This is a genomic window from Streptomyces sp. NBC_00443 (assembly GCF_036014175.1).
Classification (GTDB): domain Bacteria; phylum Actinomycetota; class Actinomycetes; order Streptomycetales; family Streptomycetaceae; genus Streptomyces.
The window spans coordinates 2,024,779-2,048,619 of the sequence record NZ_CP107917.1 but is presented as its reverse complement, the minus strand read 5'-3'; the positions used below and the strand labels follow the sequence as shown (position 1 = coordinate 2,048,619).

Genomic DNA, 23,841 nt, shown 5'->3' with positions numbered 1-23,841 from the left:
GCTGAGCGCGCGCTCAGGCTCATGCTACTTATGAGTAACGTAGCTGCACAGTCCTGGAGGGGGGAGCGGCGAAGGTCACATCCCGGGGGCCCCTGCATGGCGTCTACGCCGTCAGAGGATCTTGGCGTGATCTCGACGTCGCCGTTCCGCTTCAAGGGCCCGTTCGGCGCCCACTGGGAAACGATCTCGGCAGGAGCGGTGCTGGTGATCCTGCCGACGCTGATCGTCTTCTTCCGGGCTTGGGGCCGCTAGGCGGACAGAGCGGCGACCAGCACCGGCGTGACCTGCTCGACCTGCCAGGCCCGAGCCCCGTAACCGGCCAGTGCCTCCGCGACCGACTCGGCGTCGACGACCTTCGGTGGCTCCCAGCAGACCCGCCGCACGGTGTCCGGCGTGATCAGGTTCTCCTGCGGCATGTTGAGCTGCTCGGCCAGCGCGGACACGGCGGCCCGAGCCGCAGAGAGCCGAGCCGCGGCAGCAGGGTCCTTGTCGGCCCAGGCGCGGGGCGGCGGCGGCCCCGTCACCTGCTGCCCCGGCGCAGGCAGCTGCGACTCGGTCAAAGCCTTCGCACGATCGACGGCGGTCTGCCACTGCTCCAGCTGCCGCCGCCCCATGCGATGCCCGAAACCGTTCAGCGCGGTGAGCGCGTGCACATTGCCCGGCAAGGCGAGCGCGGCCTCCACGATGGCCGCGTCGGACAGCACCTTGCCCGGCGACACGTCCCGCTTCTGGGCGATACGGTCACGCGTCTCCCACAACTCCCGCACGACACCCAGCTGCCGACGCCGCCGCACCTTGTGCATCCCGGACGTCCGCCGCCACGGATCCTTGCGCGGCTCCGCGGGCGGCGCGGCCGCGATCGCCTCGAACTCCTGCCGCGCCCACTCCAGCTTCCCCTGCCGGTCCAGCTCCTTCTCCAGCGCGTCGCGCAGATCCACGAGGAGTTCGACGTCCAGCGCCGCATACCGCAGCCATGGCTCGGGCAGCGGCCGCGTCGACCAGTCGACGGCCGAGTGACCCTTCTCCAGGACGAACCCGAGCACGCCCTCGACCATCGCGCCGAGGCCGACTCTCGGGAAACCGGCCAGCCGCCCGGCCAGCTCGGTGTCGAACAGCAGGGTCGGCATCATGCCTATCTCGCGGAGACACGGCAGATCCTGGGTGGCCGCGTGCAGCACCCACTCGACGCCGGACAGCGCCTCGCCGAGTCCCGACAGATCGGGACAGGCCACGGGGTCGATCAGTGCGGACCCCGCGCCCGAGCGGCGCAGCTGCACGAGATACGCGCGCTGGCCGTATCGGTACCCGGACGCGCGTTCGGCGTCGACGGCCACGGGGCCCGAGCCGGCGCCGAAGGCGGCGATCGCTTCAGCGAGCGCGGCCTCGTCGGCGATCACGGGCGGAATGCCCTCGCGGGGCTCCAGCAAAGGGATCGGCGCCTCCGTAACAGAAGACCCGTCGTCTTCCGGAGGGGCGCCTCCGGTGGTTCGCAGTGAACTGTCTGCTGCGGTCTCTTGGGCGTCGGTCACATGTCAAGGGTATCTGTGTATGGACAGCGCCCGCCGACGGAACGTTCCGTCGGCGGGCGCCTGAGGGTCGTAAACCAGTCAGCCACGTGAAGGTTCCGGTCCACGACAGATAGGGGACGCGGGCGGGATCAGCGGCCGATCCCGTTCACGTCAGTGAATGATCAAGCGTTCATGGAATTCAGTGGATGATGCCCGTCCGCAGGGCCACGGCGACCATTCCGGCGCGGTCACCGGTGCCGAGCTTGCGGGCGATGCGGGCGAGGTGGCTCTTGACGGTCAGGGCGGACAGGCCCATCGAGACGCCGATCGCCTTGTTCGACTGGCCCTCCGCCACCAGCCGCAGCACCTCGACCTCGCGACCGGACAGCTCGCGGTAGCCGCCCGGGTGGCTCGGGGCACCCGGGTGGCGACGGTGCATACGGGCTGCGGCAGCGCCGATGGGGGCGGCACCGGGCCGGGTGGGGAGCCCGACGTTGGTGCGGGTACCGGTGACGACGTATCCCTTCACGCCACCGGCGAGGGCGTTGCGTACGGCGCCGATGTCGTCGGCGGCGGAGAGGGCGAGGCCGTTGGGCCAACCCGCGGCGCGGGTCTCGGACAGGAGGGTGAGGCCGGATCCGTCGGGCAGGTGGACGTCGGCGACGCAGATGTCGCGGGGGTTGCCGATGCGGGGACGAGCCTCCGCGATGGACGAGGCCTCGATGACGTCACGCACACCGAGCGCCCAGAGATGACGGGTGACGGTGGAGCGGACGCGGGGATCGGCCACGACCACCATGGCGGTCGGCTTGTTCGGGCGGTAGGCGACCAGGCTTGCGGGCTGCTCAAGGAGAACGGACACCAGGCCTCCTGGGGTGCGGGGACGGCTTTCAAGGTCACAGTCGTCTTCGGCACCAAACCCGTGGCCCTTTAGAGAAAGATCACGATTTAGTGAGTAACAATCGGGGCAATTCAGACACACGGTCGATCGACTGGCGCGGAAATCGGCTCGATCGAGGACGGTTCCTGACCGAAAGTGGCCGTATCGACAAAGTGACGGTCAAGTCGGTGGCGGTCACCGTGCGTGGTGAGCACAACGAGGAGCCGTCACGGCAAGTGACGGCTACAGGGTCAGTGGCGGTTATGGGTTAAGCAGCCGTCAGCGGGACTGCGGGTCCCGCCGCTGGGGCAGCGTCACCACCGACGCGTCGCCCGGGCCCGCCGGGGGCAGCCCCGCGACCTGGGCGAGCAGATCGCACCAGGACGCCAGGTGGGCCGCGGTGTCCGGAACGCCGCCCAGGCCCTCGCGTGGCGTCCAGGAGGCGCGGATCTCGATCTGTGAGGACGCCGGGCGCTCGGACAGCCCGCCGAAGTAGTGGGAGCCCGCCCGTGTGACGGTGCCGCTCGGCTCGCCGTAGGACAGCCCGCGCGCCTGGAGCGCGCCGGTCAGCCAGGACCAGCACACGTCGGGCAGCAGCGGGTCGACGGCCATCTCCGCCTCCAGCTCCGCCCGCACCAGGGTCACCAGCCGGAAGGCGCCCCGCCACGCGTCGTGGCCCGCCGGATCGTGCAGCAGCACCAGCCGGCCGTCGGCCAGGTCGTGGTCGCCGTCGACGACGGTGGCCTCCAGCGCGTACGCGTACGGAGCCAGGCGCTGGGGCGCCTTGGTCTGCTCGACCTCGATCTGCGGCCGCAACCGGCTGCTGCGCAGGGCGTCGACCGCGCCGCGGAACGCCGGTGGAGCCGTACTGCTCGAATGCCGGTCCGCCTCCCCGTTGTCCCTCGCCTCGTCCATTCCGCCACTGCCGTCCGACAGTCTTCCCTGAGCCGCAGCCATGCCGGGAAGATTAAGGGGAACCGGCGCTTCGTGCAGGGAGGGACACCCGGACAACACGGCAACCCCAGCGCCGGGCCTGTTGTGGCCGTGCGAGACTTGCCCCCGTGAGTGCCAACCAGACGCCGCCGACCGCCACGTACGATTCCGCCTTCCTCAAGGCGTGCAGGCGCGAGCCCGTGCCGCACACGCCCGTGTGGTTCATGCGGCAGGCCGGGCGCTCCCTGCCGGAGTACCGCAAGGTCCGCGAGGGTATCGGGATGCTCGAGTCCTGTATGCGGCCCGAGCTGGTCACCGAGATCACCCTGCAGCCCGTACGCAGGCACGACGTGGACGCGGCGATCTACTTCAGCGACATCGTCGTCCCGCTCAAGGCCATCGGCGTCGACCTCGACATCAAGCCCGGCGTCGGCCCGGTCGTCGAGCGCCCCCTCCGCACCCGCGCCGGCCTGGCCCAGCTGCGTGACCTCACCCCCGAGGACGTCTCCTACGTCACCGAGGCCATCGGCCTGCTCACCCGCGAACTCGGGGCCACCCCGCTCATCGGTTTCGCCGGCGCGCCTTTCACTCTTGCGAGTTACCTCGTCGAGGGCGGTCCGTCCCGCACGTACGAGAACGCCAAGGCGATGATGTACGGCGACCCGGAGCTCTGGGCCGACCTGCTCGACCGCCTCGCGGACATCACGGCCGCCTTCCTCAAGGTGCAGATCGAGGCCGGCGCGTCCGCGGTCCAGCTGTTCGACTCGTGGGCCGGCGCGCTCGCCCCCGGCGACTACCTGCGCTCGGTGATGCCCGCCTCCTCGAAGGTCTTCAAGGCCGTCGAGTCCTACGGCGTCCCGCGCATCCACTTCGGTGTCGGCACCGGTGAGCTGCTGAAGCTCATGGGCGAGGCCGGCGCGGACGTCGTCGGCGTCGACTGGCGCGTCCCGCTCGACGAGGCCGCCCGCCGCGTCGGACCCGGCAAGGCGCTCCAGGGCAACCTCGACCCGACCGTCCTGTTCGCCGGGACCGAGGCCGTCGAGGCCAAGACCCGCGAGGTCCTCGACACGGCCGCCGGCCTGGAGGGCCACGTCTTCAACCTCGGCCACGGCGTCATGCCGTCCACGGACCCCGACGCGCTGACCCGGCTCGTCGAGTACGTCCACACGCGGACGGCTCGCTAGCGGCGCTCACCACGTGTGGGGCCGCGCTCTCCTGCCGAACAGCAGGCCGCGCGGCTCCGGTGGCGGTGGTGTTCCCGGCTTGAGCGGCCAGGCGAGCGCCATGCCGGCCAGGAATCCGACGATGTGCGCCGCATAGGCCACGGTTCCCGCGTCGGAGACACCCTCGCCGTTGGAGTACACCGCCTGCAGCGCGAACCAGAACCCGAGCACCAGCCAGGCGGGCAGCCGTAGCGGCAGGAAGATCAGGAACGGCACGAGGACCCACACTCTGGCTTTCGGATACAGCACCAGGTAGGCGCCCAGCACGCCCGCGATGGCCCCGGAGGCGCCGATCAGCGGTTCGGCGGAGTCGTCGTTGAGGAGGGCGAAGCCGTACGACGCCGCGTATCCGCAGACGACGTAGAAGAGCAAGTACCGCACGTGGCCCATGCGGTCCTCGATGTTGTTGCCGAAGATCAGCAGGAACAGCATGTTGCCCAGCAGGTGCAGCCAGCCGCCGTGCAGGAACATCGCCGTGAAGACCGACAGTGCCGGGGACTTGTCGTAGCCGGGCGGGCCGATCACACAGCCCGGGCCCCGCGGGCCGACGGCGACCTCGCCGGTCGGCACCACTCCCGGCAGCTGACCGTGGATCAACTCCCTCGGGACCGCGGCGTACTGGTCCAGGAAAGCGTGCAGATGGCACAGCTGGGACAGGCTGCTCTCGCCGGCCACGGCGCCGGCTGTGCCGGGCGTGGACAGGAAGACGAGGACGTTCGCGGCGATCAGTGCGTATGTCACCCAGGGGGTGCGGCGCACCGGGTTCACGTCATGGACGGGGATGACCACGAGGTGTATCTGCCCCGGATGTGTGCCGTGAACCGGTGAACGGGCGCGTCGCCGCGCGCGTATGACTCGGCAACCGCCCGCGGCACGGGGAAGGCGGGTCGCGGGGTCTACGTGAGGAACAGGCGATGAACGACCGAGTTACTCCTCCGATTCACGCGTTGCCCGACGGCGAGGCCGAGATCGCGGTGGTGGTGCGGCTGCCGTGGGAAGACGTGGCTCGGCTGGGGCAGGAGGCGGGACGGCTTGCTTCGCAGATGCAGCGGCCGGTGACGCTGGACGAGGCCGTCAGCCATCGGTTGCGGTCGGTTCGGCCGGGGGCTGCGCATGCGAAGCCGGCGGGGGAGCAGCCCGCTGCCGCGATGCCGCCCAGTGTGAGTGCGTCTGTTTCTTCGTTGCCTTCTCGGCCGCCGGCTGAGCAGGCTCGCCAGGCGATCGAGAGGATCAACGGCAGCGCGTAAGCGCCTTGGGAGCGGGGGTGGTTCGGCGGCTGCCGAATCGTCGTGGCTGGTCGCGCAGTTCCCCGCGCCCCTTAGGGGGTTGCCCGCGCCGGCGCCTATGAAGTTGCGGCATTCACTGCTTTCGATGCCTTGCGGGCTGCCACCAGGACCGGGTCCCACACCGGCGAGAAAGGGGGCGCGTATCCCAGGTCCAGGGACACCATCTGTTCCACCGTCATGCCGGCCGTCAGGGCGACCGCCGCGATGTCGACCCGTTTGCCCGCGCCCTCGCGGCCGACGATCTGGACGCCCAGGAGGCGGCCCGTGCGGCGTTCGGCGAGCATCTTGACCGTCATCAGTGAGGAGTCCGGGTAGTAGCCCGCGCGGCTCGTCGATTCGATCGTGGCCGTGACGTACTGCAGGCCCGCCCTGCGCGCGTCCTTCTCGCGCAGGCCCGTGCGGGCGATCTCCAGGTCGCAGACCTTGCTGACGGCCGTGCCGACCACTCCGGGGAAGGTGGCGTAGCCGCCGGCGGCGTTCGTGCCGATGACCTGGCCGTGCTTGTTGGCGTGGGTGCCGAGGGCGATGTGGCGTTCCTGGCCGGAGACCAGGTCGAGGACCTCCACGCAGTCGCCGCCCGCCCAGATGTTCTCGTGGCCGCGTACGCGCATGGCGAGGTCGGTCAGGAGGCCGCCGTGGTCGCCGAGGGGGAGGCCGGCGGCTCGCACGAGCCCCGTCTCGGGGCGGACGCCGATGCCTAGGACGACGACGTCCGCCGGGTATTCGGCGTCCTGTGTGGCCACCGCCCGGACCCGGCCGTCCTCGCCAGTGAGGATCTTGGTGACCTCGGTGTCGTTGACCATGGTGATGCCCAGGCCCTCCATGGCCTCGTGCACCAGACGGCCCATGTCCGCATCGAGGGTGGACATGGGCTCGCTGCCCCGGTTGACGACCGTGACCTCGTAGCCGCGGTTGATGAGCGCCTCGGCCATCTCGACGCCGATGTAACCGGCGCCGACGACCACCGCGCGCCGGCCGCGCGTGCGTTCCAGCGTGTCGATCAGGGCCTGGCCGTCGTCGAGGGTCTGCACGCCGTGGACACCGGGAGCGTCGGCCCCCGGCATGTCGGGGCGGATCGGTCGGGCGCCGGTCGCGATCACGAGTTCGTCGTACGACGTCCAGTACTCCGCGCCGGAGTCGACGTCACGCGCGCGTACCCGGCCGCCGGCCACGTCGATCTCCGTGACCTCCGTCCGCATGCGCAGGTCGATGTCCCGCGCACGGTGCTCCTCGGCCGTACGGGCGATCAACTGGTCGCGCTCCGGGACGTCGCCGCCCACCCAGTACGGGATGCCACAGGCCGAGAAGGAGGTGAAGTGGCCGCGTTCGAACGCCACGATCTCCAGCTCCTCGGCGCTCTTCAGCCGCCGCGCCTGCGACGCCGCGGACACCCCCGCGGCGTCGCCTCCGATGACGACCAGTCGTTCTCGCGTTTCCGACCCACCACTCGCAGCGCTCATGTTCATGCGAACACGCTACGAGGGCCGGGCATTTCAGTCCCGCTCGCCGCCCTGTTCGGCGCCACGCTCGTCCCCCGCGCGCGTGCGCCCCGGTGCCGGGCGGGCCGTCGGCAGCGGACCCAGGGCGGTCGTCTCGGGCGCGGTCGCCGGGCTGCGGGGCATCCGGGGCCGCAGGACCTTCAGCCACAGCCACACGATCAGTGCCGCCACCGCCGCGAACGGCAGCACGGCGCCCAGCGCCACAGCAAGCCAGCGCAGCATCGTCACGAACGCGCCCCAGCCGCCCGCGAGCGCGTCCAGGAAGCCGGGGTCCTCGTCCTTCGGGGCTGCCTTCTTCACCGGCGTCTCCGACAGGGAGAGGGTGATCGTGGCCAGGCCGGTGCGGTCCTTCAGGGACGCCTGCTGGGCCAGCAGCGCCTCAAGGTCGGCCTGGCGGGAGCTCAGCTCGCCCTCCAGCGTGACCACGTCGCTGAGCTGGGTCGCCCGGTCCATCAGCTCGCGGATGCGGGCCACGCTGGCCCGCTGCGACGTGATGCGGCTCTCCACGTCCACGACCTGGTCGGTGACGTCCTGCGCCTTGGCGCTGCGTTCGATCAGTTTGCCGGCGCCCTCCAGATCGGCGAGGACCTCGGCGTACTTGTCGACGGGCACGCGCAGGACGACGCGGGTGCGCTCGTGGCCCTTCCCGTCGCTGGTGGTCGTCTCGTTGCCGACGTAGCCTCCCGCGTTCTCGATGGTGGTGCGGGCCTCGTCGAGGGCCTTCGGTACGTCCTTGACCTGCACGGTCAGCGAGGCCGTCCGGATGATGTGGCTCGCCGTGGCCTTGGGCGGCGCGGTCGCCCGGTCCGCGTCGGAGCCACTTTCCGCGCCCGGGCCGCTGCCCGGGGCGCCCGCGCCCGCACTCGCCTGGACTTCCTCCTTGGCGGCCCCGCCTCCGGCGGCGCTGCTGTCGACCCCCGCGTCGTCGGTGCCGCTGCATCCGGTCAGTGCAAGGGCGGCGGCCAGCAGGAGGCCGCTCAGGACCTGAACCGGTCGTACGGGTGGTGCGGATCGTGCGGATCGTCGTGCGCGCATGTGGGCGTACCCCCGAAGGTTGTCGTGGCGACTGACGCTCCTTCGACGCAGGGGTCCGGCCGAACGTTGGCGGGAAACGGTCCCGATGCGGTCACGGTCGGGACTCGTACGGGACACCGGGGCGCGAACGGGCTGTCAGTGGGGTCTGAGAGGCTGGGGACATGCGCGAAGTGGAGACTCGTACGGGTGCGGGCCAGGTCGTCGTCATCGGCGGCGGGATCGCCGGTCTGGCGGCCGCCCACCGGCTGCTGGCCGGCGGCAGACGCGTGACTGTCCTGGAGGCGTCCGACCGGGTCGGCGGCAAGCTGCTGCCCGGCGAGATCGCGGGAGCGCGCGTGGACTTCGGCGCCGAGTCGAGGCTGGCCCGCCGCCCGGAGGCCGTCGCCCTCGCCCGCGAGGTGGGCCTCGACGACCGCCTCCAGCCGCCCGCCACCGCGACGGCCTCGATCTGGACCCGCGGCGCCCTGCGCCCGATGCCCAAGGGACACGTGATGGGCGTCCCCGGCACCGCCGCCGCCCTGACCGGCGTCCTGTCCGACGAGGGCCTGGCCCGCATCGAGCGCGACGCCGACCTGCCCCGCACCGAGGTCGGGGACGACGTGGCAGTCGGCGAGTACGTGGCGGCACGCCTCGGCCGCGAGGTCGTCGACCGCCTGGTCGAGCCCCTGCTGGGCGGCGTGTACGCGGGCGACGCGTACCGCATCTCGATGCGCTCGGCGGTCCCGCAGCTCTACCAGGCGGCGAAGACGCACGACTCCCTCACCGAGGCCGTCCGCGAGATCCAGGCCAAGGCCGCCGCGAACCAGCAGACCGGGCCGGTGTTCATGGGCATCGAGGGCGGCGTGGGCCGACTCCCGCTCGCCGTCGCGGAGTCGGTGCGCGCGCGGGGCGGCGACATCGTGACCGGGGCGCCGGTGACGGAGCTGCGCCGCGAGGCGGCCGAAGGGTGGCGTGTCGTCGCCGGTGGCCGGGTGCTGCACGCCGACGCGGTCGTCGTCGCCCTGCCCGCGCCGGCCGCCGCCGGCCTCCTGCGCGCCGAGGCCCCCGAGGCCGCCGCCGAGCTTGACGGCATCGAGTACGCCTCCATGGCCCTGGTCAGCCTCGCCTACCGCCGCGCCGACACCGACCTGCCGACGGGCAGCGGCTTCCTCGTGCCCCCGGTCGACGGGCGCACCATCAAGGCGTCGACGTTCGCCTCCCAGAAGTGGGGCTGGATCGCCGACGAGAACCCGGACGTGGTCGTGCTGCGTACGTCCGTGGGCCGCTATGGCGAGACGGAGATCCTGCAGCGCGACGACGACCACCTCGTCGACGTCTCCCGCCGGGACCTCCGGGCCGCGACCGGCCTCGACGCTACGCCCCTGGAAACCCGCGTCACCCGCTGGACCGACGGCCTGCCCCAGTACCCGGTCGGCCACCACGCGCGCGTGGCCCGCGTCCGCGAGCACGTCGCCAAGGTGCCGGGCCTGGCGGTGTGCGGCGCGCAGTACGACGGCGTGGGCATCCCCGCGTGCATCGCGAGCGCGTACGCCGCTGTGGACCAGCTCGAGGGCGACCTGAGCGGTGTGGAGGAGCTCACCGCCAACCCGGTGCAGAGTCTGCACGGCGGAGCGGGAGAATAAGGGACATGAGTGACGACGCCTCCACCACCGAGCCCGGCAGGATCCCGAACAAGGGCAAGCTGGCCAAGGACCTCAACGAGGTCATCCGCTACACCCTCTGGTCCGTCTTCAAGCTGAAGGACGTGCTCCCCGAGGACCGCGCGGGCTACGCCGACGAGGTCCAGGAGCTGTTCGACCAGCTCGCCGCCAAGGACGTGACGATCCGCGGCACCTACGACGTCTCCGGGCTGCGTGCCGACGCCGACGTCATGATCTGGTGGCACGCGGAGACCAGCGACCAGCTGCAGGAGGCGTACAACCTCTTCCGCCGCACCAGGCTGGGCCGCGCCCTGGAGCCGGTCTGGTCGAACATGGCGCTGCACCGCCCCGCCGAGTTCAACCGCTCGCACATCCCGGCGTTCCTCGCCGACGAGACGCCCCGTGACTACGTCAGCGTCTACCCCTTCGTGCGCTCCTACGACTGGTACCTGCTGCCCGACGAGGACCGCCGCCGCATGCTCGCCGACCACGGCAAGATGGCCCGCGGCTACCCGGACGTGCGCGCCAACACCGTCGCCTCGTTCTCGCTGGGCGACTACGAGTGGCTCCTGGCCTTCGAGGCCGACGAGCTGTACCGCATCGTCGACCTCATGCGTCACCTGCGCGCGTCGGAGGCCCGCATGCACGTCCGCGAAGAGGTGCCCTTCTACACGGGCCGCCGCAAGAGCGTGGCCGAGCTGGTGGCCGGGCTCGCCTGATCAGTGCGGGAGCCGGGCGGTGGCCTGCTGAGGCCGGCCGCCCGGCTTCGCCGCGGTGTGCCGGCTCAGCTTCTTCGCCTTGCTCTCGCCCGGGCGCTCCGGCTTGGGCTCGGGGTGCCCCTCGCACGCCGCGCGCCGGGCCGGGAGGCGGCCCTCCAGCAGGTAGGCGTCGACGTGACCGTTGACGCAGGCGTTCGGGCCGTACGCGATGCCGTGCGTGCCGGCGTCCCGCTCGGTCACCAGCACCGAGCCCGACAGCCGCCGCTGCATCTCCAGCGCCCCGTCGTACGGCGTGGCGGCGTCCCGCTCGGCGGCCAGGATCAGGATCGGCGGCAACTCACCCCGACCGGTCCGCACATCGAGCGGCTCCTGCCGGGGCGCCTGCCAGTAGGCGCACGGCAGGTTCATCCACGCGTTGTCCCAGGTCTCGAACGGCGCCACGCGCGCGAGCCGCGTGTTGTCCCGGTCCCAGACCGCCCAGTCCGTCGGCCAGGGCGCGTCGTTGCACTCCACGGCCGTGTAGACCGCGCTCGAGTTCTCGTCCTCGGCCGCCGCCTCCTTCGCCGGCGCGGCCAGCTCGACCAGCGGCTTCGGGTCGCCCTTCACATACGCCGACAGCGCCTTCGCCCGCGACGGCCAGTAGTCGTCGTAGTACCCGGCCTGCAGGAACGCCTCCTGCAGCTGCCCCGTGCCGACCTTCCCGCCCGCCGGCTCCTCGGCCAGCCGCGCCCGTACCTTCTCGTAGCTGCGCAGCACCTCGTCGGGCGTGGCACCGAGGCCGTACAGGTCGTCGTGCTCGGCGACCCACTCCCGGAAGTCCGCCCACCGCTCCTCGAACGCGGCCGACTGGGCGAGGTTGCTGCGGTACCAGATCTGCGCGGGGTCCGGGTTCACCGCCGAGTCGAACACCATCCGCCGTACGTGCGAGGGGAAGAGCGTCGCGTACACCGCGCCGAAGTAGGTGCCGTACGAGGCCCCCATGAACGTCAGCTTCGGCTCGCCCAGCGCGGCCCGCAGGACGTCCAGGTCACGGGCGTTGTTGAGGGAGTTGTAGTGCTGCAGCGCGCTGCCCGTGCGCTGCGCGCAGCCACGCGCGTACGCCTTGGCCCGGGCGATGCGCTCCTTCTTGTACGACTCCGAGGGGTGCGTCGGCGCCTGCACCGGCCCCTTGACGGACTGCTTGGGGTCCTGACAGGACAGCGGCGCCGACGGCGACACCCCGCGCGGGGCGTAGCCGACCAGGTCGTAAGCCGCCGCCAGCCGCTTCCACTTGGGCAGCAGGCCGATCAGCGGGAAGTGGAGCCCGGAGGCGCCCGGCCCGCCCGGGTTGTAGACCAGGGCGCCCTGCCGCGGCACCCGGCGCTTGCTGTTGTGCGGGTCCTTGTGCGTGGCCCGCACCCGGCTGACGGCGAGCTTGATCTGCTTGCCGTCGGGACGGGCGTAGTCGAGCGGGACGGACACCGTGCCGCACTGCATCTGGCCCGGCAGGTCCTGCTCCTTGGCGCAGTTGCCGAAGGTGATGCCGGCCTCCTCGGCGCGCGCGGCGGCCACCGTCGTGCCGTGCTGCTCGGCCGTGCCCGGGGCGGCCCCGGTGCTGCCGGCCGGAGCGGCGGAGAGGGTCGTCAGGAGCAGAGCCCCGGCGACCGAGTAGAGGGCGGCAGCTCTCATGGCGTATCCCTTCGGTGCACGGCAGCAACAAAAGGGATATTTCGTTCGTCTGTTGAGGAAGGCAAGCACCACCCTGCCGGTGTCGGCCTCAATGCCCCCTATGCGTCACCGAGCCCCGGGGTGTCGGCCGCGGCTGTCAGTCGTGCCGGTGGAACGCGTGGTGGTGCGGCTCGCGGTGCGCGAAAGCCGCGCGCAGGTCCGGCTCACCGATCGCGCGTACGCCCCGCAGGGCGACGGAAGTGAGGTACGTACGGTCGTCACCGCCCCGGGAACGCCGGACCAGGGCGCTCAGCAGTCGTTGTCCGGCCGGCGAGGCCCACTGCGCGTACGGGTGGATCTCTATCCGGGCGATCGTGAGGCAGCTCAGGGTGAGCACGAAGGGCAGCGCGAACCAGAGCGCGATCAGGTGGGCCGGCATGTCCGACCGGTCCGGCGCCAGCAGGGCCACCGCGCCCAGCGCCAGTACGGCCGCCGCGGCGAGCTGCACCTGCCGGATGGCGGCCGTGATCCCGCTGCGCGCCCCGTCGGGTACGGCGAGGCCCGCGCTGACCAGCCGGTCGGCGAGGCTGCCGACCGCGTCGGCGGCGGCCGCGGCGTCCCGCACCGGCTCGATCCGGGACTGGCCCTCCGGCCCGATGGCCCCTATCACCGAGCGCTCCATCTCGTCCCGGCCGCGTGGATCGACGACCGTCGCCCAGCCGGTGTGTGCGAGCAGCAGGCGCTGCTGCCGCGCCATGGCGACGAGGGTCAGATCGGCGACCCGCCGCGGGCCGCCGGACAGGAACGCGGCCTCGTACAGCGTCAGATCGTGTCCCTGGCCCGCGGTCGCCTCTTTCGTGTCCGAGGCCGCGGCGTGTACGGCGGCCAGGCACAGGCGCGTGCAGGCCGTGCCGGCGACGGCCCAGGCGAGCAGCAGGAGAAGGACCCAGAACATGCCGCGTTTCTATGCCAAAGGCCCAGTGAAACGCCATGCCTTGTTCACAATACGGACCGGAGAGTTGCCGGGATGTGACGTTCCGGATCGGGCGTCGAGGGCGTCAGGTCCCTTGCGGGCGGGGGCTGGTCGCGGCCGGCGGCAGGGTGTACGTGGGGGACGGTGACGGGGGCGGGCTCATCGGGACGGCCGGAGCGGGGTCGACGGTCGGCCCGGGCGGGGCGGGGGAGGGCGTCAGCGGAGGGATGCTGTCGGCGACCATGTCCCGGGCGACGGCGTCGTAGTCGACATAGCCGGTCGCCTCCAGGACCGTGATGTGGTCCAGCACCGTGGTGTTGGCGTCGTCGGCGAGCTTGCGGACGAGGGAGTTGCGTGTACTGGCCCGCACCTGGGCGACGACGGAGAACACCTTGCCGTGCGCCAGGCGCAGGATGTTCGCGAACTGCCGGTCGAACTCGACACTCTGGGCCGCGCTCAGGGTGTCCAGCCACTCCTGCTGCTGCTCGGTGGGCTCGTTCGGCAGCGCGAGGCTGAGCTCGGCGGCGACGTCGCGCACGCGCTCGTCGAGGAACGTATGCCCTTCGACGAGGTGCCGGCCGGCGGTCCGTACGGCAGGAGTCGTGCCCTTCTGCTGCGCCTGCTCACCGGCGGGCAGCTCCCACAGCCCGGCCAGCCGGACCTTCGTGATGAAGTCGCGGTCCAGCGCGGACAGCGGTCCGTACCCGGTCGAGACGGTCTCGGCGTTGAGCACGTCCAGCCCGGTCCCGGACCGGTCGGCGTACGACCAGACCGGAAAGACCATCGCCAGCAGCGTCGCCGCCAGGCCCGTGATGATGAGGCCGGTGCCGCTGAAGATGCCTCGGCCGTTGATGCGGGGTCGCGATCGCATGGTGCCTCCTGGTGCGGCACCGCACGTTAGTGCGCTTCGGGGTGGGCTGGCATATTACTTCGGCGCCCGAGTGTGCCGCGCCCGGCACCCCACCCCGCACTCTCGCCCGCGGCGACGCGGCCTGCGCGTCTGCTTCCCGGCTCAGCGCCGCAGCAGCACGCGTCGCGTGGCACGGGCCAGCCGTACCCCCGGCCGTCGCGACCGCGGCCGCGGGCCCGAGCGCTCCAGCCACCACTCCTGCAACTCCGCCCGGACCCGGGCGTCTTCGAGTCGGCCGTCGGCCAGCAGGTACCCGGCGAAGTCCAGGGCGTCGCGCCGGTAGCCGTCGGTCATCGGGTGCCCGTGGCTGTAGCCGAGGAAGGCCCGCCGATAGCCGCTGCCGAGAATCACCGGCAACTCGGGCGCGACCTTCGCCACGACGTCGGCCCGCTTCCCGGCGAGCGCCCGCGCCTGCACGCCGAGCCGCACCCGGTCGAACCCCTCCGGCACCGGCGTCCCGGCGACGAGCGCGGACAGCAGCGCGGCCTGCGCGAGGGCCAGCCGCTGCCGGGCGGGTCCGGTGACGGCATCGGCCCGCACCGCCCTGTCCCGGGGTGGCGTGTCGAGGGCCGGCGCCGCCGGGCGCGCCCGCTCGGCGGAAGCCAGGTCTCCCGGCGCCGCCGCTGTGGGCGCTGCTCCTTCGGCGGTCTTCCTCACGGCCGCGTCCGTCTCCAGCACCGCGTCCGGCGGGCTCCCCTCCAGGCCCGCCGCCTCCGACGAGGTTTCAGCCGAGGACTCCCCGTCCCGGATCGGCGCCCCGCGAGGCGTCTCCCGCTGCCCCGACCCCGCGAGTGCCCGCTCCGTGTGCGCCAGGTCCCCCAGTGCCGCGCCCTTCTCCAACGCCCTCCGAATCGCCCCCAGCTCTCCCTCCAGCTCCCCCGGTTCCGGAAAGTTCTCGTCGCGTTCCAGCAGAACGCCCGGCGGGGTCACGCGGGAGGCGAGGTCCGTCAGGATGTCCAGCACCGGCCGGGGGACGGGGTGGGCGTGGCTGTCGTGCCAGACGCCGTCGCGCTCGAAGCCGCCCGCGACATGGACGTACGCGATGGCCTCCAGCGGAAGTTCGACGAGGGCCTTGGCGGGGTCCTCGCCCCGGTTGACGTGGTTGGTGTGGAGGTTGGCCACGTCGATGAGCAGCCGCACCCCTGTGCGGTCGGCCAGCTCGTACAGGAACTGCCCCTCCGTCATCTCCTCGCCCGGCCAGGAGATGAGGGCCGCGATGTTCTCCACGGCGAGCGGCACGGGCAGCGCGTCCTGCGCGATGCGGATGTTCTGGCACAGCACGTCGAGGGCGTCCCGGGTCCGGGGGACCGGCAGGAGGTGCCCCGCCTCCAAGCGCGGCGACGCCGTCAGCGGCCCTCCCGCCCGTACGAACGCGATGTGCTCGGTGACCAGCGGCGCCCCCAGCGCCTCCACCCGCTCGGCGAGCGCGGCCAGCCGCCCGGCGTCGGGCCGCTCCGCACCGCCGAGGCCGAGCGAGACGCCGTGCGGGATCACGGTCACGCCGCGCTCCCGCAGCCGTACCAGAGACTCCGGGAGATGCCCGGGGCAGACGTTCTCGGCGACGGCCTCGACCCAGTCGATGCCCGGCATGCGCTCCACGGCGTCCGCGATCTCCGGACGCCATCCGATCCCCGTACCCAGTCGCTCCATCGTCCCCTCCTCGGCCTCTTCCGTACCCGCTGTCCCGTCTCCCCGGACGTGCCGGACGTGACGGGGGTATGGCCCCGCAGGACCCGCCCGAACCCCTGGGCCGACACCTTCAGAGCAACATTTGAGGTTGGGCGGCCGGGACCCGCGTCCCGCTCCCCGCACCGGGCAAGCGGCCTCTGCAAGGTCGTACGCGCCGCGCGCCGACGGCGTTCAAAGGCCCGGCGACCTGATCCGGCAGCCGGTGAACGACCGTCGGAAGGTGGGCCTGACCGTGCAGCCGAGTGAGATCTCCGAGGTTCTGCACCGTCCGCTCAGCCAGGAACTCCTGGCCCGCGACCTGATCCGCCTGGCCTACGTTGCCAAGGACGCCACACCCCGGGTCGTCCCCCCTGACGCGGAGCCGGCAACCGCCTCCAGGAACGCCCCCGCGTCCTACCGCAGCGCCGGATGGTCGGCGACCACCGTGCAGGACCCGGGCGCGATCTCCGTGAAGCCCGCGTCGCGCACCAGCGGCAGCCCCCTGGTCGTCAGCTCGGGCCAGCGCACCGGATCCGCGGTCCGTACGGCCAGCGGGAACCCCGCGTCGCGCCAGGCGGCCCGCTCCTCGTCCGACAGCTCCCACCAGGCGAGTTGCGCCGCGTGCCCGGTCTGCGCCATCGCCTTGCCGGCCGACATGTCGAGGTCGGGGTTCAGCCAGAGCACGGGTGCCGACGGGTCGGCGTGCGCGGGCGGCTCCGGATCGTCGAGGTCGGTGCCGGAGACCTGGAGTTTCGCCAGCTCCTTGGGCCACCCGTCCAAGGGCACGGGCGGGAAGACCCGCACCTCGGCCGACTTGCCGGTGACGGTGATGCCCGGCAGCTTCTCCGCCCGCCGCCACTCGGCGCCGCGGGCCCGCCGCACGACCTTCCGGATCCGGGCGTCCTGCCAGTCCCGCATGGCTTCGGCCCACTCGCCGTCGCCGACTGAGCGCTCGTCGTCGAGGATCACCAGGACGGCACGGGCGGAGGTTTCGAGAGCGTCGGTGCGAGCGGGTGGAGCGTCCCGCTCGATCCGCACGACGAGAGGCAGTACGAACTGCGGGGCGTCATCGCGAGCACTGGGCTCTGACCGGAAGGGACTGTCGCCGGTGGACGTCGGATCGTGGCTCACGGCAACACCCTAAAGGGCCTGGGACCGTGTCGATTTCGCAGGTCCGCCGCACGGGTGCGACCAGCCCCGGCTCGGCCGCACGGGCCATGGGACAGGATGTCCTCCATGCAACGTGATCTTCGTCTGGACAACGTGGGCCGCCGCTACGGCCTACGCGGCCCATGGGTCTTACGCGGCGTCCACCTCACCGTGCCGCCCGGCAACCTCATCCGCGTCGAAGGACCCAACGGCACCGGCAAATCCACCCTCCTCCGTCTCCTGGCCGGCATCGACGCCCCGACCGAGGGCCGTATCACCGGCCGCCCCCGCACGGCCTACGTCCCCGAACGCTTCCCCACGGCCCTCCCCTTCACCGCCGTCGGCTACCTCACCCATCTCGGCAAGGTGCACGGCCTCTCCCGTGCCGCGGCCACCCGGGCCGCCCTTGAGTGGCTCGACCGCTTCGGTGCCGCCTCCTACGCCCGGATGCCGATGGCGCAGCTGTCGAAGGGCAGCAGCCAGAAGGTGGCCGTCGTACAGGCCCTCCTCGCCGAACCGGAGCTGCTCGTCCTGGACGAGGCATGGACAGGACTCGACGCCGACGCCCGTGCGGAGCTCGAGCGGGCCGTCGCCGAGCGCACCGCGGGCGGCACGGCCGTGGTCTTCGTGGACCACGACCCGAGCCGTCTGGCGGGGGCGCCCGACGCGACGTACACCGTGCGGGACGCGGGCCTCGACCTGCGTACGGAAGACGCGCCCTCGGAACCCACCGGCCCGCACGTGACCGTCGTCGTGCAGGGCCCGCGAGGCGGGCAACTCCCCGCCGACGCGCCCCGCACGGTCATATCCGCCGAGGAACCCACGCCCGGCACCCACCGTCTGACCGTCCCCGCGTCCCATTCGGACGTCCTCCTGCGTGCCCTGCTGACGGCCCGCCCGCCCTGGCATGTGGTGAGCGTGAGGCAGGAGACGACCCCCGAAACCGAGAGCCGCCGATGACCGCCCTTCTCAGCTACCAGACCGCCTTGCTCGCCCGTTCACAGCGCTGGCTGCCGCCGTTCATCCTGTACGCCGTGTTCCTCGGGATCGGTGTCTCAGGCGGTCAGCCGGTGCTCGACTCGCTCGGCTACACGGCCGCGGCCCTGCTGCCCGTCGCCGCCTGGCTGGTGCGGATCTGCGTCACCAACGAGCCGCCCGCCGCCCGCAGTTGTGTGTCCGCGGCGGTCGGGCCGGGGCGGGCGCACCTTGCCGCGCTGCTGGTCGCGCTGAGCGCAGCGGCGGTTCTGGGCACCGTCGCGACCGTCGTCGTGACGCTGATCAGCGACCCGGTGAGCGCGGATCACCAGACGCGTGTGCCGTGGCTCCCGGCGGGCGCGGCCGGGCTGCTCGCGACGCTGGCCTGCGCCCTGCTCGGCACGGCCGTCGGCGCCCTCACCACCTGGCCGTTGCTGCGCTCCACCGGACGCGCGGTTCCCACGATGCTGCTCGCGGCGCTGCTGTCGGTGGTCGTGACCGGCTCTCCGGCGCAGGCGACGGTCAGCGGCCTGGTCACCGGCTCCCGCTCGGGCACGGTCCCCATGCCCCTGCTCCCGTTGGCCGCGGCGGCCCTGCTCACGGCGGCGGCGATCGCCGTGGCCTGCGCGCTCACGTCCCGCAGATCACCCTGACCGGGCGGGTCAGCCCGAACAGGCGGTGCGCTGCGCCTCCTGCCACTCACAGACCGGGCAGAGCGTGATCCCCTTGTACGACTCCGGGTACTCCGTCGGCTCCCGGCACAGCACGCACTCCGCGTACGGCGGCCCATCGGCCTTGGGCGGCCTGGTCGCGTCGATCAGGCAGTAGTCGGTCGTGGCCTGTTCCTCGCTCATACGTTCAGCGTACGAGTATCAGGCCCGCCCGCCGGCCGCCCCGATCAGCTCGGACACCTTCACGAACCGAAAGCCCCTGTCGCGCAGCTCGGGTACGACGCTGCGGACCACCCGCTCGCTCGTCGGAGCGGCACTGAGTGTGCAGTGCAGGACGACCACGGACCCCGCCCGCACGCCGTCCAGCACCTCCTGGGCGACGGCACGGGCGTCCGTCGCGAACGCGTCGCCGCTCACCACGTCCCACTGCACGGCGGTGACACCGACCGGGCCGATCGCCTTCAGAGCGCGCCGGTCGTAGCAGCCGCCGGGAAACCGGAAGTACGGCATCACGTCACGGACGCCGACCTTCCGCAATGCCGCGTACGCCCGCTCCACGTCCACCCGCATCCGCTCCTCGCCGACCGTCGGCAGTCCGTAGCAGTCCTCGGTGAACGCGTAGTGGCTGTAGGAGTGGTTGGCGACCTCGAACAGCGGGTTCCCTCCGATGGACCGGGCCTGACTCGGATACTCCTCGGCCCATCGCCCCGTCATGAACACGGTCGCCGGCACCTTCAACTCCCGCAGCGCCGCGACCAGCCCCGGATTGTCGAACCGTTCCCCCCGCGCCGCCCGGGGCCCCTGGTCCGCGGTCATGTCGGCGTCGAAGGTCAGCGCGACGGCTTTGTCACGACCGCGTGGGCCGTGCTCGAAGACGGGCGTCAGACCGGCGGGACCCGGGGCGAGGGTCGGCGGCCCGGCCATGGGGGAGACGCCGGCGGTGGCGCTGGGCGCCGGCAGGGGAGCCCGGGTCGCCTCGTGCGGCGCACACGCGGCGAGCGCGCTGAGCACCGCGCCCAGGGCACAGAGGGCGGTGACGCGGCGTACGGATGTGATCACCGTATGAAGATATGGGGATTAAATGACTATTTCGGTACGCCGATGGGTGTGCCGGGCACCTGTCACCCGCCCGGCGGGCCCTGTCCTCTCAGTCGGTGCGTGTGCAGGAGCCCGTCGGCGCGGCGGCCGGAGGTCGGCACTGGAGGCTGTAATCGCCTGCGTCGGTGCTCAGGTAGCGGCCCATGCAGGTGCTCACCGAGGTTCGGCCGCGCTCGGCGCAGAAGGTCAGGGCGGCGCGGCCGTCGGCGAAGGGGCCGGGGGCGTAGATCACCCAGTAGCCGGGGCGCAGGGAGGCGTACTCGTCGCTGCGCAGGACGGCCGCCTCCGCCACCGACTGGCGGACGGTGGCGAGCCGCTTGTCCCGGGCCGCGGTGCCTGCGCTGAGGGGTTCGGAGTGAAGTTGGGCGATCCAGCGGCCGTCGGTTGTGGAGGGCGTGGTCGGAGGGGTGGTGGGAGTGGGCGACTTCGTGGTGGGGGTGGGCGAGGGCGTCGGCTGTTGCTTCGCCGGGGTGGGGGTGGACGTCGTGGCCGGAGAGTTCGCGGTGGCGCGGGTCTTGTCGTCGCCGCCGGTGTCGCCGGGGCGCAGGGCGAGGAGGACGAGAGCCGCCGCGGTGGCGATCACGAGCCCTGCGGTCGCGGCCACCACGAGGTGCCGCCGGCGCCGGGGCTCGGGCATCCGCTGCGGAACCGTGGGCCGGGGAGTGTCGAGCTGCGTCGGGGTCGCAGGTGCGGGCGGTGCGGCGGCGGTCAGCGTCGGCTGTGCCCAGTACGGAGTCGTACCGGCCTCCACCTGCGCCAGCATCGCGTCCAGCCGGGCGGCGTCCGGGCGCGCCGCCGGGTCCCGGACCAGCAGGGCGTCGAGCACCGGCGTCAGCGAGCCCGAGCGGGTCGGTGGCGGGAGAGGCTCGTCGAGTACGGCGGCAAGGGTGGCCAGCGTAGTGGGGCGGCGCAGGGGGCTGACGCCCTCCACGCACACGTACAGCACCACGCCCAGCGACCACAGGTCGGCGGCGGGGTCGTCGTCGCGGCCCCGGATCCGCTCGGGGGCCATGTACTCGGGCGAACCGACGAGTTCGCCGGTCGCCGTGAGGGCCGTCGTGCCCTGCAGGGCGGCGATGCCGAAGTCGGTGAGGACGGCGTCGCCGTCGGGGCGCAGGAGGATGTTGGCGGGCTTGACGTCCCGGTGCTGGATGCCCGCCGCGTGCGCGGCCCGCAGCGCGGCGAGCACCTGGCGGCCGACACGGGCGGCCTCCACAGGAGTCAACGGGCCCTCGTCCAGGCGCCGTTGGAGCGAGACGCCCGGCACCAGCTCCATCACGATCCAGGGGTGCGGGTCGGCGGCCACGATCTGGTGGACGGTGACCACATGGGGATGGCTCAGCCGGGCCAGCGCCCGCGCCTCCCGCAGCACCCGCTCGCGCACCACGCCGACCGTGTCCGCGTCGGACCGGACCGCCTTGAGCGCGACTTCGCGGTGGAGCACCGTGTCGCGAGCCCGCCACACGGTGCCCATGCCTCCGCTGCCCAGCCGCTCGACCAGCTCGAAACGGCCGTCGACGAGATCCCCCGGTGCGTTCATGCCGCACAGGTTAGAGGACGTTCCGGAGAGGAGGCCTCCACTCGTTCGGGGGACGGGGCGCTACCTGCGCCAGGTGCCCGTCACCGCGAACGTCGTCCCCGGCGTGTAGCAGTTGACGTACATCGTCTCGCCGTCCGGTGCGAAGGTGACCCCGGCGAACTCGCCCCACTCGGGCTCCTGCGGTGTGCCCAGGTTCTGTGCGTTGCGTGCCATCGCGTACACCTCCCCGCGCCGTGTCACGCCGAACACGTGCTGGGCGCCGTTGCCGTCCTCGCACACCATCAGGCCGCCGCTGGGGGCGAGGCAGATGTTGTCCGGGGACTCGCCGGGGAGCTGGAGGTCGGTGTCGGGGCCGAAGACGATCACGAGTGTGAGGCGGCGCTCGCTGGGGTCGTAGCGCCAGATCTGGCCGTAGTGGTCCGCCGCCGAGCCCTCCGCGCTGTGGGCGAAGGAGGAGACGAAGTAGACGCAGCTGCCGCCCCAGTAGCAGCCCTCCAGCTTCTGCGCGTGGGTGATGCCCTTCGGCCCGAAGTCCTGGTGGCGGATGGGGGTTTCGGCAGCGAGCGGGTCCGGTACGTCGACCCACTCGATGTTCTCGAAGGTCGCGCCCGTCTCCTGGATCGAGGAGAGGTCGGGTACGCCCGGGACACGCATCGCCTGGAGCCGGCCGCCCGCGCGCAGGGAGCCGAGGCCGCCGTGCGGGGCGTGCGGCAGGAAGCGGTAGAAGAGGCCGAAGGGGCGCTCGAAGGCGTCCTCGGTCTCGTAGACGATGCCGCGCCGTGGGTCCACCGCGATCGCCTCGTGCTGGAAGCGGCCCATCGCGGTCAGCGGGACGGCGCCGGAGCGGTGCGGGTTTGCCGGGTCGACCTCGAAGATGAAGCCGTGGTCCTTGGTGTAGCCGTTGGTGCCCGCCCGGTCCTCGGTCTCCTCGCAGGTCAGCCAGGTGCCCCAAGGGGTGGGCCCGCCCGCGCAGTTGACGGCCGTACCGGCGATGGCGACGCGCTCGGACAGGACGCGGTTGCGGGAGTCCAGGGTCAGGGCCGTACAGCCGCCCTTGCCCTGCGGGTCGTAGGTGAGACCGGGGACCGTCGGGACGGGGATGGCCGCCGTGTTGCGGTTCTCGTGGTTGCGGACCAGGTGGACGCGGCCGCGGGCGCCGGGCAGGGCTGTCATGCCGTCGTGGTTGGAGGGCACCGGACCCTCGCCGGAGCGGAGCCGGTCACCCTCGCGGGACAGGACCCGGTAGCGGAATCCTTCCGGCAGGTCGAGCAGGCCCTTGGGGTCGGGGACCAGGGGGCCGTATCCGGTGTGACCGAGGTTCTGCGCGGCGGCGGTGCCCGCGAAGAGCTCCGACAGGGACCCGGCGAAAGCGATGCCGATACCCAGGGCGCCGGAGCGGGCGAGGACCTGACGTCGTGTTGCGGACATGGTGGGGAAACCTTCCTGCTGGCGGACAGGAACTTTGATCCCGCCGTGTCTATCACCTGGCGCGAGTCGCGTGAACCACGCGCGTAGCGTGTGTCACTTCAGTGGCGGTTGCCCGGGGGGTTCCGCGGGGGGTCCGGCCGGAGGTTCGGGAGGAAGTTCGGCTGGAGGGTCGGGGGATTCGTCGACGGCGATCGGCTCGGTGACGGTGGCCGGCTCGGTAACGGCCGCCGGTTCAGTGGCCGCTCGGGCCGCCTGGCCCTGTGGTGGCGGTGGCGGTGGCGGTGGCTGTGCGCCCCGCTCCAGGAACCGCAGCAACTCCACCGGGATCGGCAGCACCAGAGTGGAGTTCTTCTCCGCCGCCACCGCCATCACCGTCTGCAGCAGCCGCAGTTGGAGGGCGGAAGGCGCGTCGGCCATCTGGTGCGCGGCCTCGGCCAGCTTCTTGGAGGCCTGGAGTTCGGCGTCGGCGTTGATGACCCGGGCCCGCCGCTCCCGGTCGGCCTCGGCCTGGCGGGCCATGGACCGCTTCATGGACTCCGGCAGGGACACGTCCTTGATCTCGACGCGGTCGATCTGCACGCCCCAGCCGATCGCCGGACTGTCGAGCATCAGCTCCAGGCCCTGGTTGAGCTTCTCGCGGTTGGACAGCAGGTCGTCCAGATCGCTCTTGCCGATGATCGAGCGCAGCGAGGTCTGCGCCATCTGGGAGACGGCGAAGCGGTAGTCCTCGACGTTGATGATCGCGGCCGCCGCGTCCACGACCTGGAAGTACACGACCGCGTCGACCCGCACGGTCACGTTGTCGCGGGTGATTCCCTCCTGGGCGGGCACGGGCATCGTCACGATCTGCATGTTGACCTTGTGGAGCCGGTCCACGGCCGGGACGATCAGCGTGAACCCCGGCTCGCGCACGGCGCCCCGCAGCCGGCCGAGCCGCAGGATCACCCCGCGCTCGTACTGCTTGACGACCCGCGCGGCGGCCGCGACATACACCAGCCCCACCCCGGCCACACCTGCGACCGCACCCAGCACTTCTTCGACCATGGCGACCTCCTCGCC

The 23,841-nt window shown here is 72.2% G+C and carries 23 protein-coding genes; 7 read left to right on the top strand and 16 right to left on the bottom strand.

Features of this window, described 5'->3' with window-relative positions; genetic code table 11:
* Nucleotides 1-126: 126 nt before the first annotated feature.
* A complete protein-coding gene (locus OHO27_RS09230; RefSeq protein ID WP_328430738.1) occupies nt 127-252 on the top strand; it encodes a hypothetical protein in 126 nt (41 codons plus the stop codon).
* Here OHO27_RS09230 and OHO27_RS09225 read toward each other — a convergent pair.
* From OHO27_RS09225 to OHO27_RS09215, 3 genes are all read right to left on the bottom strand, one after another.
* A complete protein-coding gene (locus OHO27_RS09225) occupies nt 249-1,529 on the bottom strand; it encodes a ribonuclease D (protein WP_328422114.1) in 1,281 nt (426 codons plus the stop codon). The two genes, OHO27_RS09230 and OHO27_RS09225, sit on opposite strands and share 4 nt — an antisense overlap.
* 178 nt (nt 1,530-1,707) lie before the next feature.
* A complete protein-coding gene (locus tag OHO27_RS09220) occupies nt 1,708-2,370 on the bottom strand; it encodes a response regulator transcription factor (protein WP_003997051.1) in 663 nt (220 codons plus the stop codon).
* Nucleotides 2,371-2,667: 297 nt separating this feature from the next.
* A complete protein-coding gene (locus tag OHO27_RS09215; RefSeq protein WP_328422110.1) occupies nt 2,668-3,345 on the bottom strand; it encodes a DUF3000 domain-containing protein in 678 nt (225 codons plus the stop codon).
* A 104-nt stretch (nt 3,346-3,449) separates the two neighbouring features.
* Between OHO27_RS09215 and hemE the strand changes: the two genes are divergently transcribed.
* Nucleotides 3,450-4,505 carry a uroporphyrinogen decarboxylase gene (gene hemE, locus OHO27_RS09210; RefSeq protein WP_328422108.1) on the top strand — a complete coding sequence of 352 codons (1,056 nt, stop codon included), beginning with the start codon at nt 3,450-3,452 and terminating at the stop codon, nt 4,503-4,505.
* A 6-nt stretch (nt 4,506-4,511) separates the two neighbouring features.
* On the opposite strand, the gene OHO27_RS09205 is transcribed toward hemE, so the two are convergent.
* Entirely contained in the window at nt 4,512-5,333 is an 822-nt protein-coding gene (locus OHO27_RS09205; RefSeq protein ID WP_328422106.1) for a rhomboid family intramembrane serine protease, read from the bottom strand.
* Between the two features lie 125 nt (nt 5,334-5,458).
* Here OHO27_RS09205 and OHO27_RS09200 point away from each other — a divergent pair, with 125 nt between their 5' ends.
* Entirely contained in the window at nt 5,459-5,791 is a 333-nt protein-coding gene (locus tag OHO27_RS09200) for a hypothetical protein (protein WP_328422104.1), read from the top strand.
* Nucleotides 5,792-5,886: 95 nt separating this feature from the next.
* On the opposite strand, the gene OHO27_RS09195 is transcribed toward OHO27_RS09200, so the two are convergent.
* Entirely contained in the window at nt 5,887-7,296 is a 1,410-nt protein-coding gene (locus OHO27_RS09195) for an FAD-dependent oxidoreductase (RefSeq protein WP_328422102.1), read from the bottom strand.
* A gap of 27 nt (nt 7,297-7,323) precedes the next feature.
* A complete protein-coding gene (locus OHO27_RS09190; RefSeq protein ID WP_328422100.1) occupies nt 7,324-8,364 on the bottom strand; it encodes a DUF4349 domain-containing protein in 1,041 nt (346 codons plus the stop codon).
* A 161-nt stretch (nt 8,365-8,525) separates the two neighbouring features.
* Between OHO27_RS09190 and hemG the strand changes: the two genes are divergently transcribed.
* Together hemG and hemQ are read left to right on the top strand one after the other, a co-directional pair.
* Nucleotides 8,526-9,986, top strand: a complete 1,461-nt coding sequence (hemG, locus tag OHO27_RS09185) for a protoporphyrinogen oxidase (RefSeq protein ID WP_328422098.1) — start codon at nt 8,526-8,528, stop codon at nt 9,984-9,986.
* A 5-nt stretch (nt 9,987-9,991) separates the two neighbouring features.
* Entirely contained in the window at nt 9,992-10,723 is a 732-nt protein-coding gene (hemQ, locus tag OHO27_RS09180; RefSeq protein ID WP_328422096.1) for a hydrogen peroxide-dependent heme synthase, read from the top strand.
* On the opposite strand, the gene OHO27_RS09175 is transcribed toward hemQ, so the two are convergent.
* From OHO27_RS09175 to OHO27_RS09155, 5 genes are all read right to left on the bottom strand, one after another.
* Nucleotides 10,724-12,391, bottom strand: coding sequence for an alpha/beta hydrolase (locus OHO27_RS09175; protein WP_328422094.1), 1,668 nt, complete (start codon nt 12,389-12,391; stop codon nt 10,724-10,726).
* 136 nt (nt 12,392-12,527) lie between these two features.
* Nucleotides 12,528-13,325, bottom strand: a complete 798-nt coding sequence (locus OHO27_RS09170; RefSeq protein WP_328422093.1) for a TIGR04222 domain-containing membrane protein — start codon at nt 13,323-13,325, stop codon at nt 12,528-12,530.
* Nucleotides 13,326-13,428: 103 nt separating this feature from the next.
* Nucleotides 13,429-14,214, bottom strand: coding sequence for a DUF4142 domain-containing protein (locus OHO27_RS09165; RefSeq protein ID WP_328422091.1), 786 nt, complete (start codon nt 14,212-14,214; stop codon nt 13,429-13,431).
* Between the two features lie 141 nt (nt 14,215-14,355).
* Nucleotides 14,356-15,903, bottom strand: a complete 1,548-nt coding sequence (locus tag OHO27_RS09160) for a DUF692 domain-containing protein (protein WP_328422089.1) — start codon at nt 15,901-15,903, stop codon at nt 14,356-14,358.
* A 432-nt stretch (nt 15,904-16,335) separates the two neighbouring features.
* The gene (locus OHO27_RS09155) at nt 16,336-17,052 is read right to left on the bottom strand and encodes an aminoacyl-tRNA hydrolase (RefSeq protein ID WP_328422087.1); all 717 of its coding nucleotides are present in this window, start codon (nt 17,050-17,052) and stop codon (nt 16,336-16,338) included.
* 105 nt (nt 17,053-17,157) lie between these two features.
* On the opposite strand from OHO27_RS09155, the gene OHO27_RS09150 reads away from it, so the two are divergent.
* Both OHO27_RS09150 and OHO27_RS09145 read left to right on the top strand, forming a co-directional pair.
* The gene (locus OHO27_RS09150; RefSeq protein WP_328422085.1) at nt 17,158-18,030 is read left to right on the top strand and encodes an ABC transporter ATP-binding protein; all 873 of its coding nucleotides are present in this window, start codon (nt 17,158-17,160) and stop codon (nt 18,028-18,030) included.
* Complete coding sequence (locus OHO27_RS09145; protein WP_328422083.1) at nt 18,027-18,698, top strand: ABC transporter; 672 nt, start codon at nt 18,027-18,029, stop codon at nt 18,696-18,698. The genes OHO27_RS09150 and OHO27_RS09145 overlap by 4 nt, the downstream gene beginning before the upstream one ends.
* Before the next feature lie 9 nt (nt 18,699-18,707).
* Here the strand turns inward: OHO27_RS09145 and OHO27_RS09140 are convergent, their stop codons facing one another.
* The 5 genes from OHO27_RS09140 to OHO27_RS09120 form a co-directional block, all read right to left on the bottom strand.
* Nucleotides 18,708-18,899: a hypothetical protein gene (locus tag OHO27_RS09140; protein ID WP_328422081.1), complete on the bottom strand. Its 192-nt coding sequence runs from the start codon at nt 18,897-18,899 to the stop codon at nt 18,708-18,710.
* An 18-nt stretch (nt 18,900-18,917) separates the two neighbouring features.
* Nucleotides 18,918-19,775 carry a polysaccharide deacetylase family protein gene (locus OHO27_RS09135; RefSeq protein ID WP_328422079.1) on the bottom strand — a complete coding sequence of 286 codons (858 nt, stop codon included), beginning with the start codon at nt 19,773-19,775 and terminating at the stop codon, nt 18,918-18,920.
* A gap of 88 nt (nt 19,776-19,863) precedes the next feature.
* Nucleotides 19,864-21,354, bottom strand: coding sequence for a serine/threonine-protein kinase (locus OHO27_RS09130; RefSeq protein ID WP_328422077.1), 1,491 nt, complete (start codon nt 21,352-21,354; stop codon nt 19,864-19,866).
* A gap of 60 nt (nt 21,355-21,414) precedes the next feature.
* Nucleotides 21,415-22,782 (bottom strand): PhoX family protein, encoded by a 1,368-nt coding sequence (locus OHO27_RS09125; RefSeq protein ID WP_328422075.1) that lies wholly within the window; start codon nt 22,780-22,782, stop codon nt 21,415-21,417.
* 93 nt (nt 22,783-22,875) lie between these two features.
* On the bottom strand, nt 22,876-23,826 hold the full coding sequence (locus OHO27_RS09120; RefSeq protein WP_328422073.1) for a slipin family protein: 951 nt from the start codon (nt 23,824-23,826) through the stop codon (nt 22,876-22,878).
* Nucleotides 23,827-23,841: the final 15 nt, after the last annotated feature.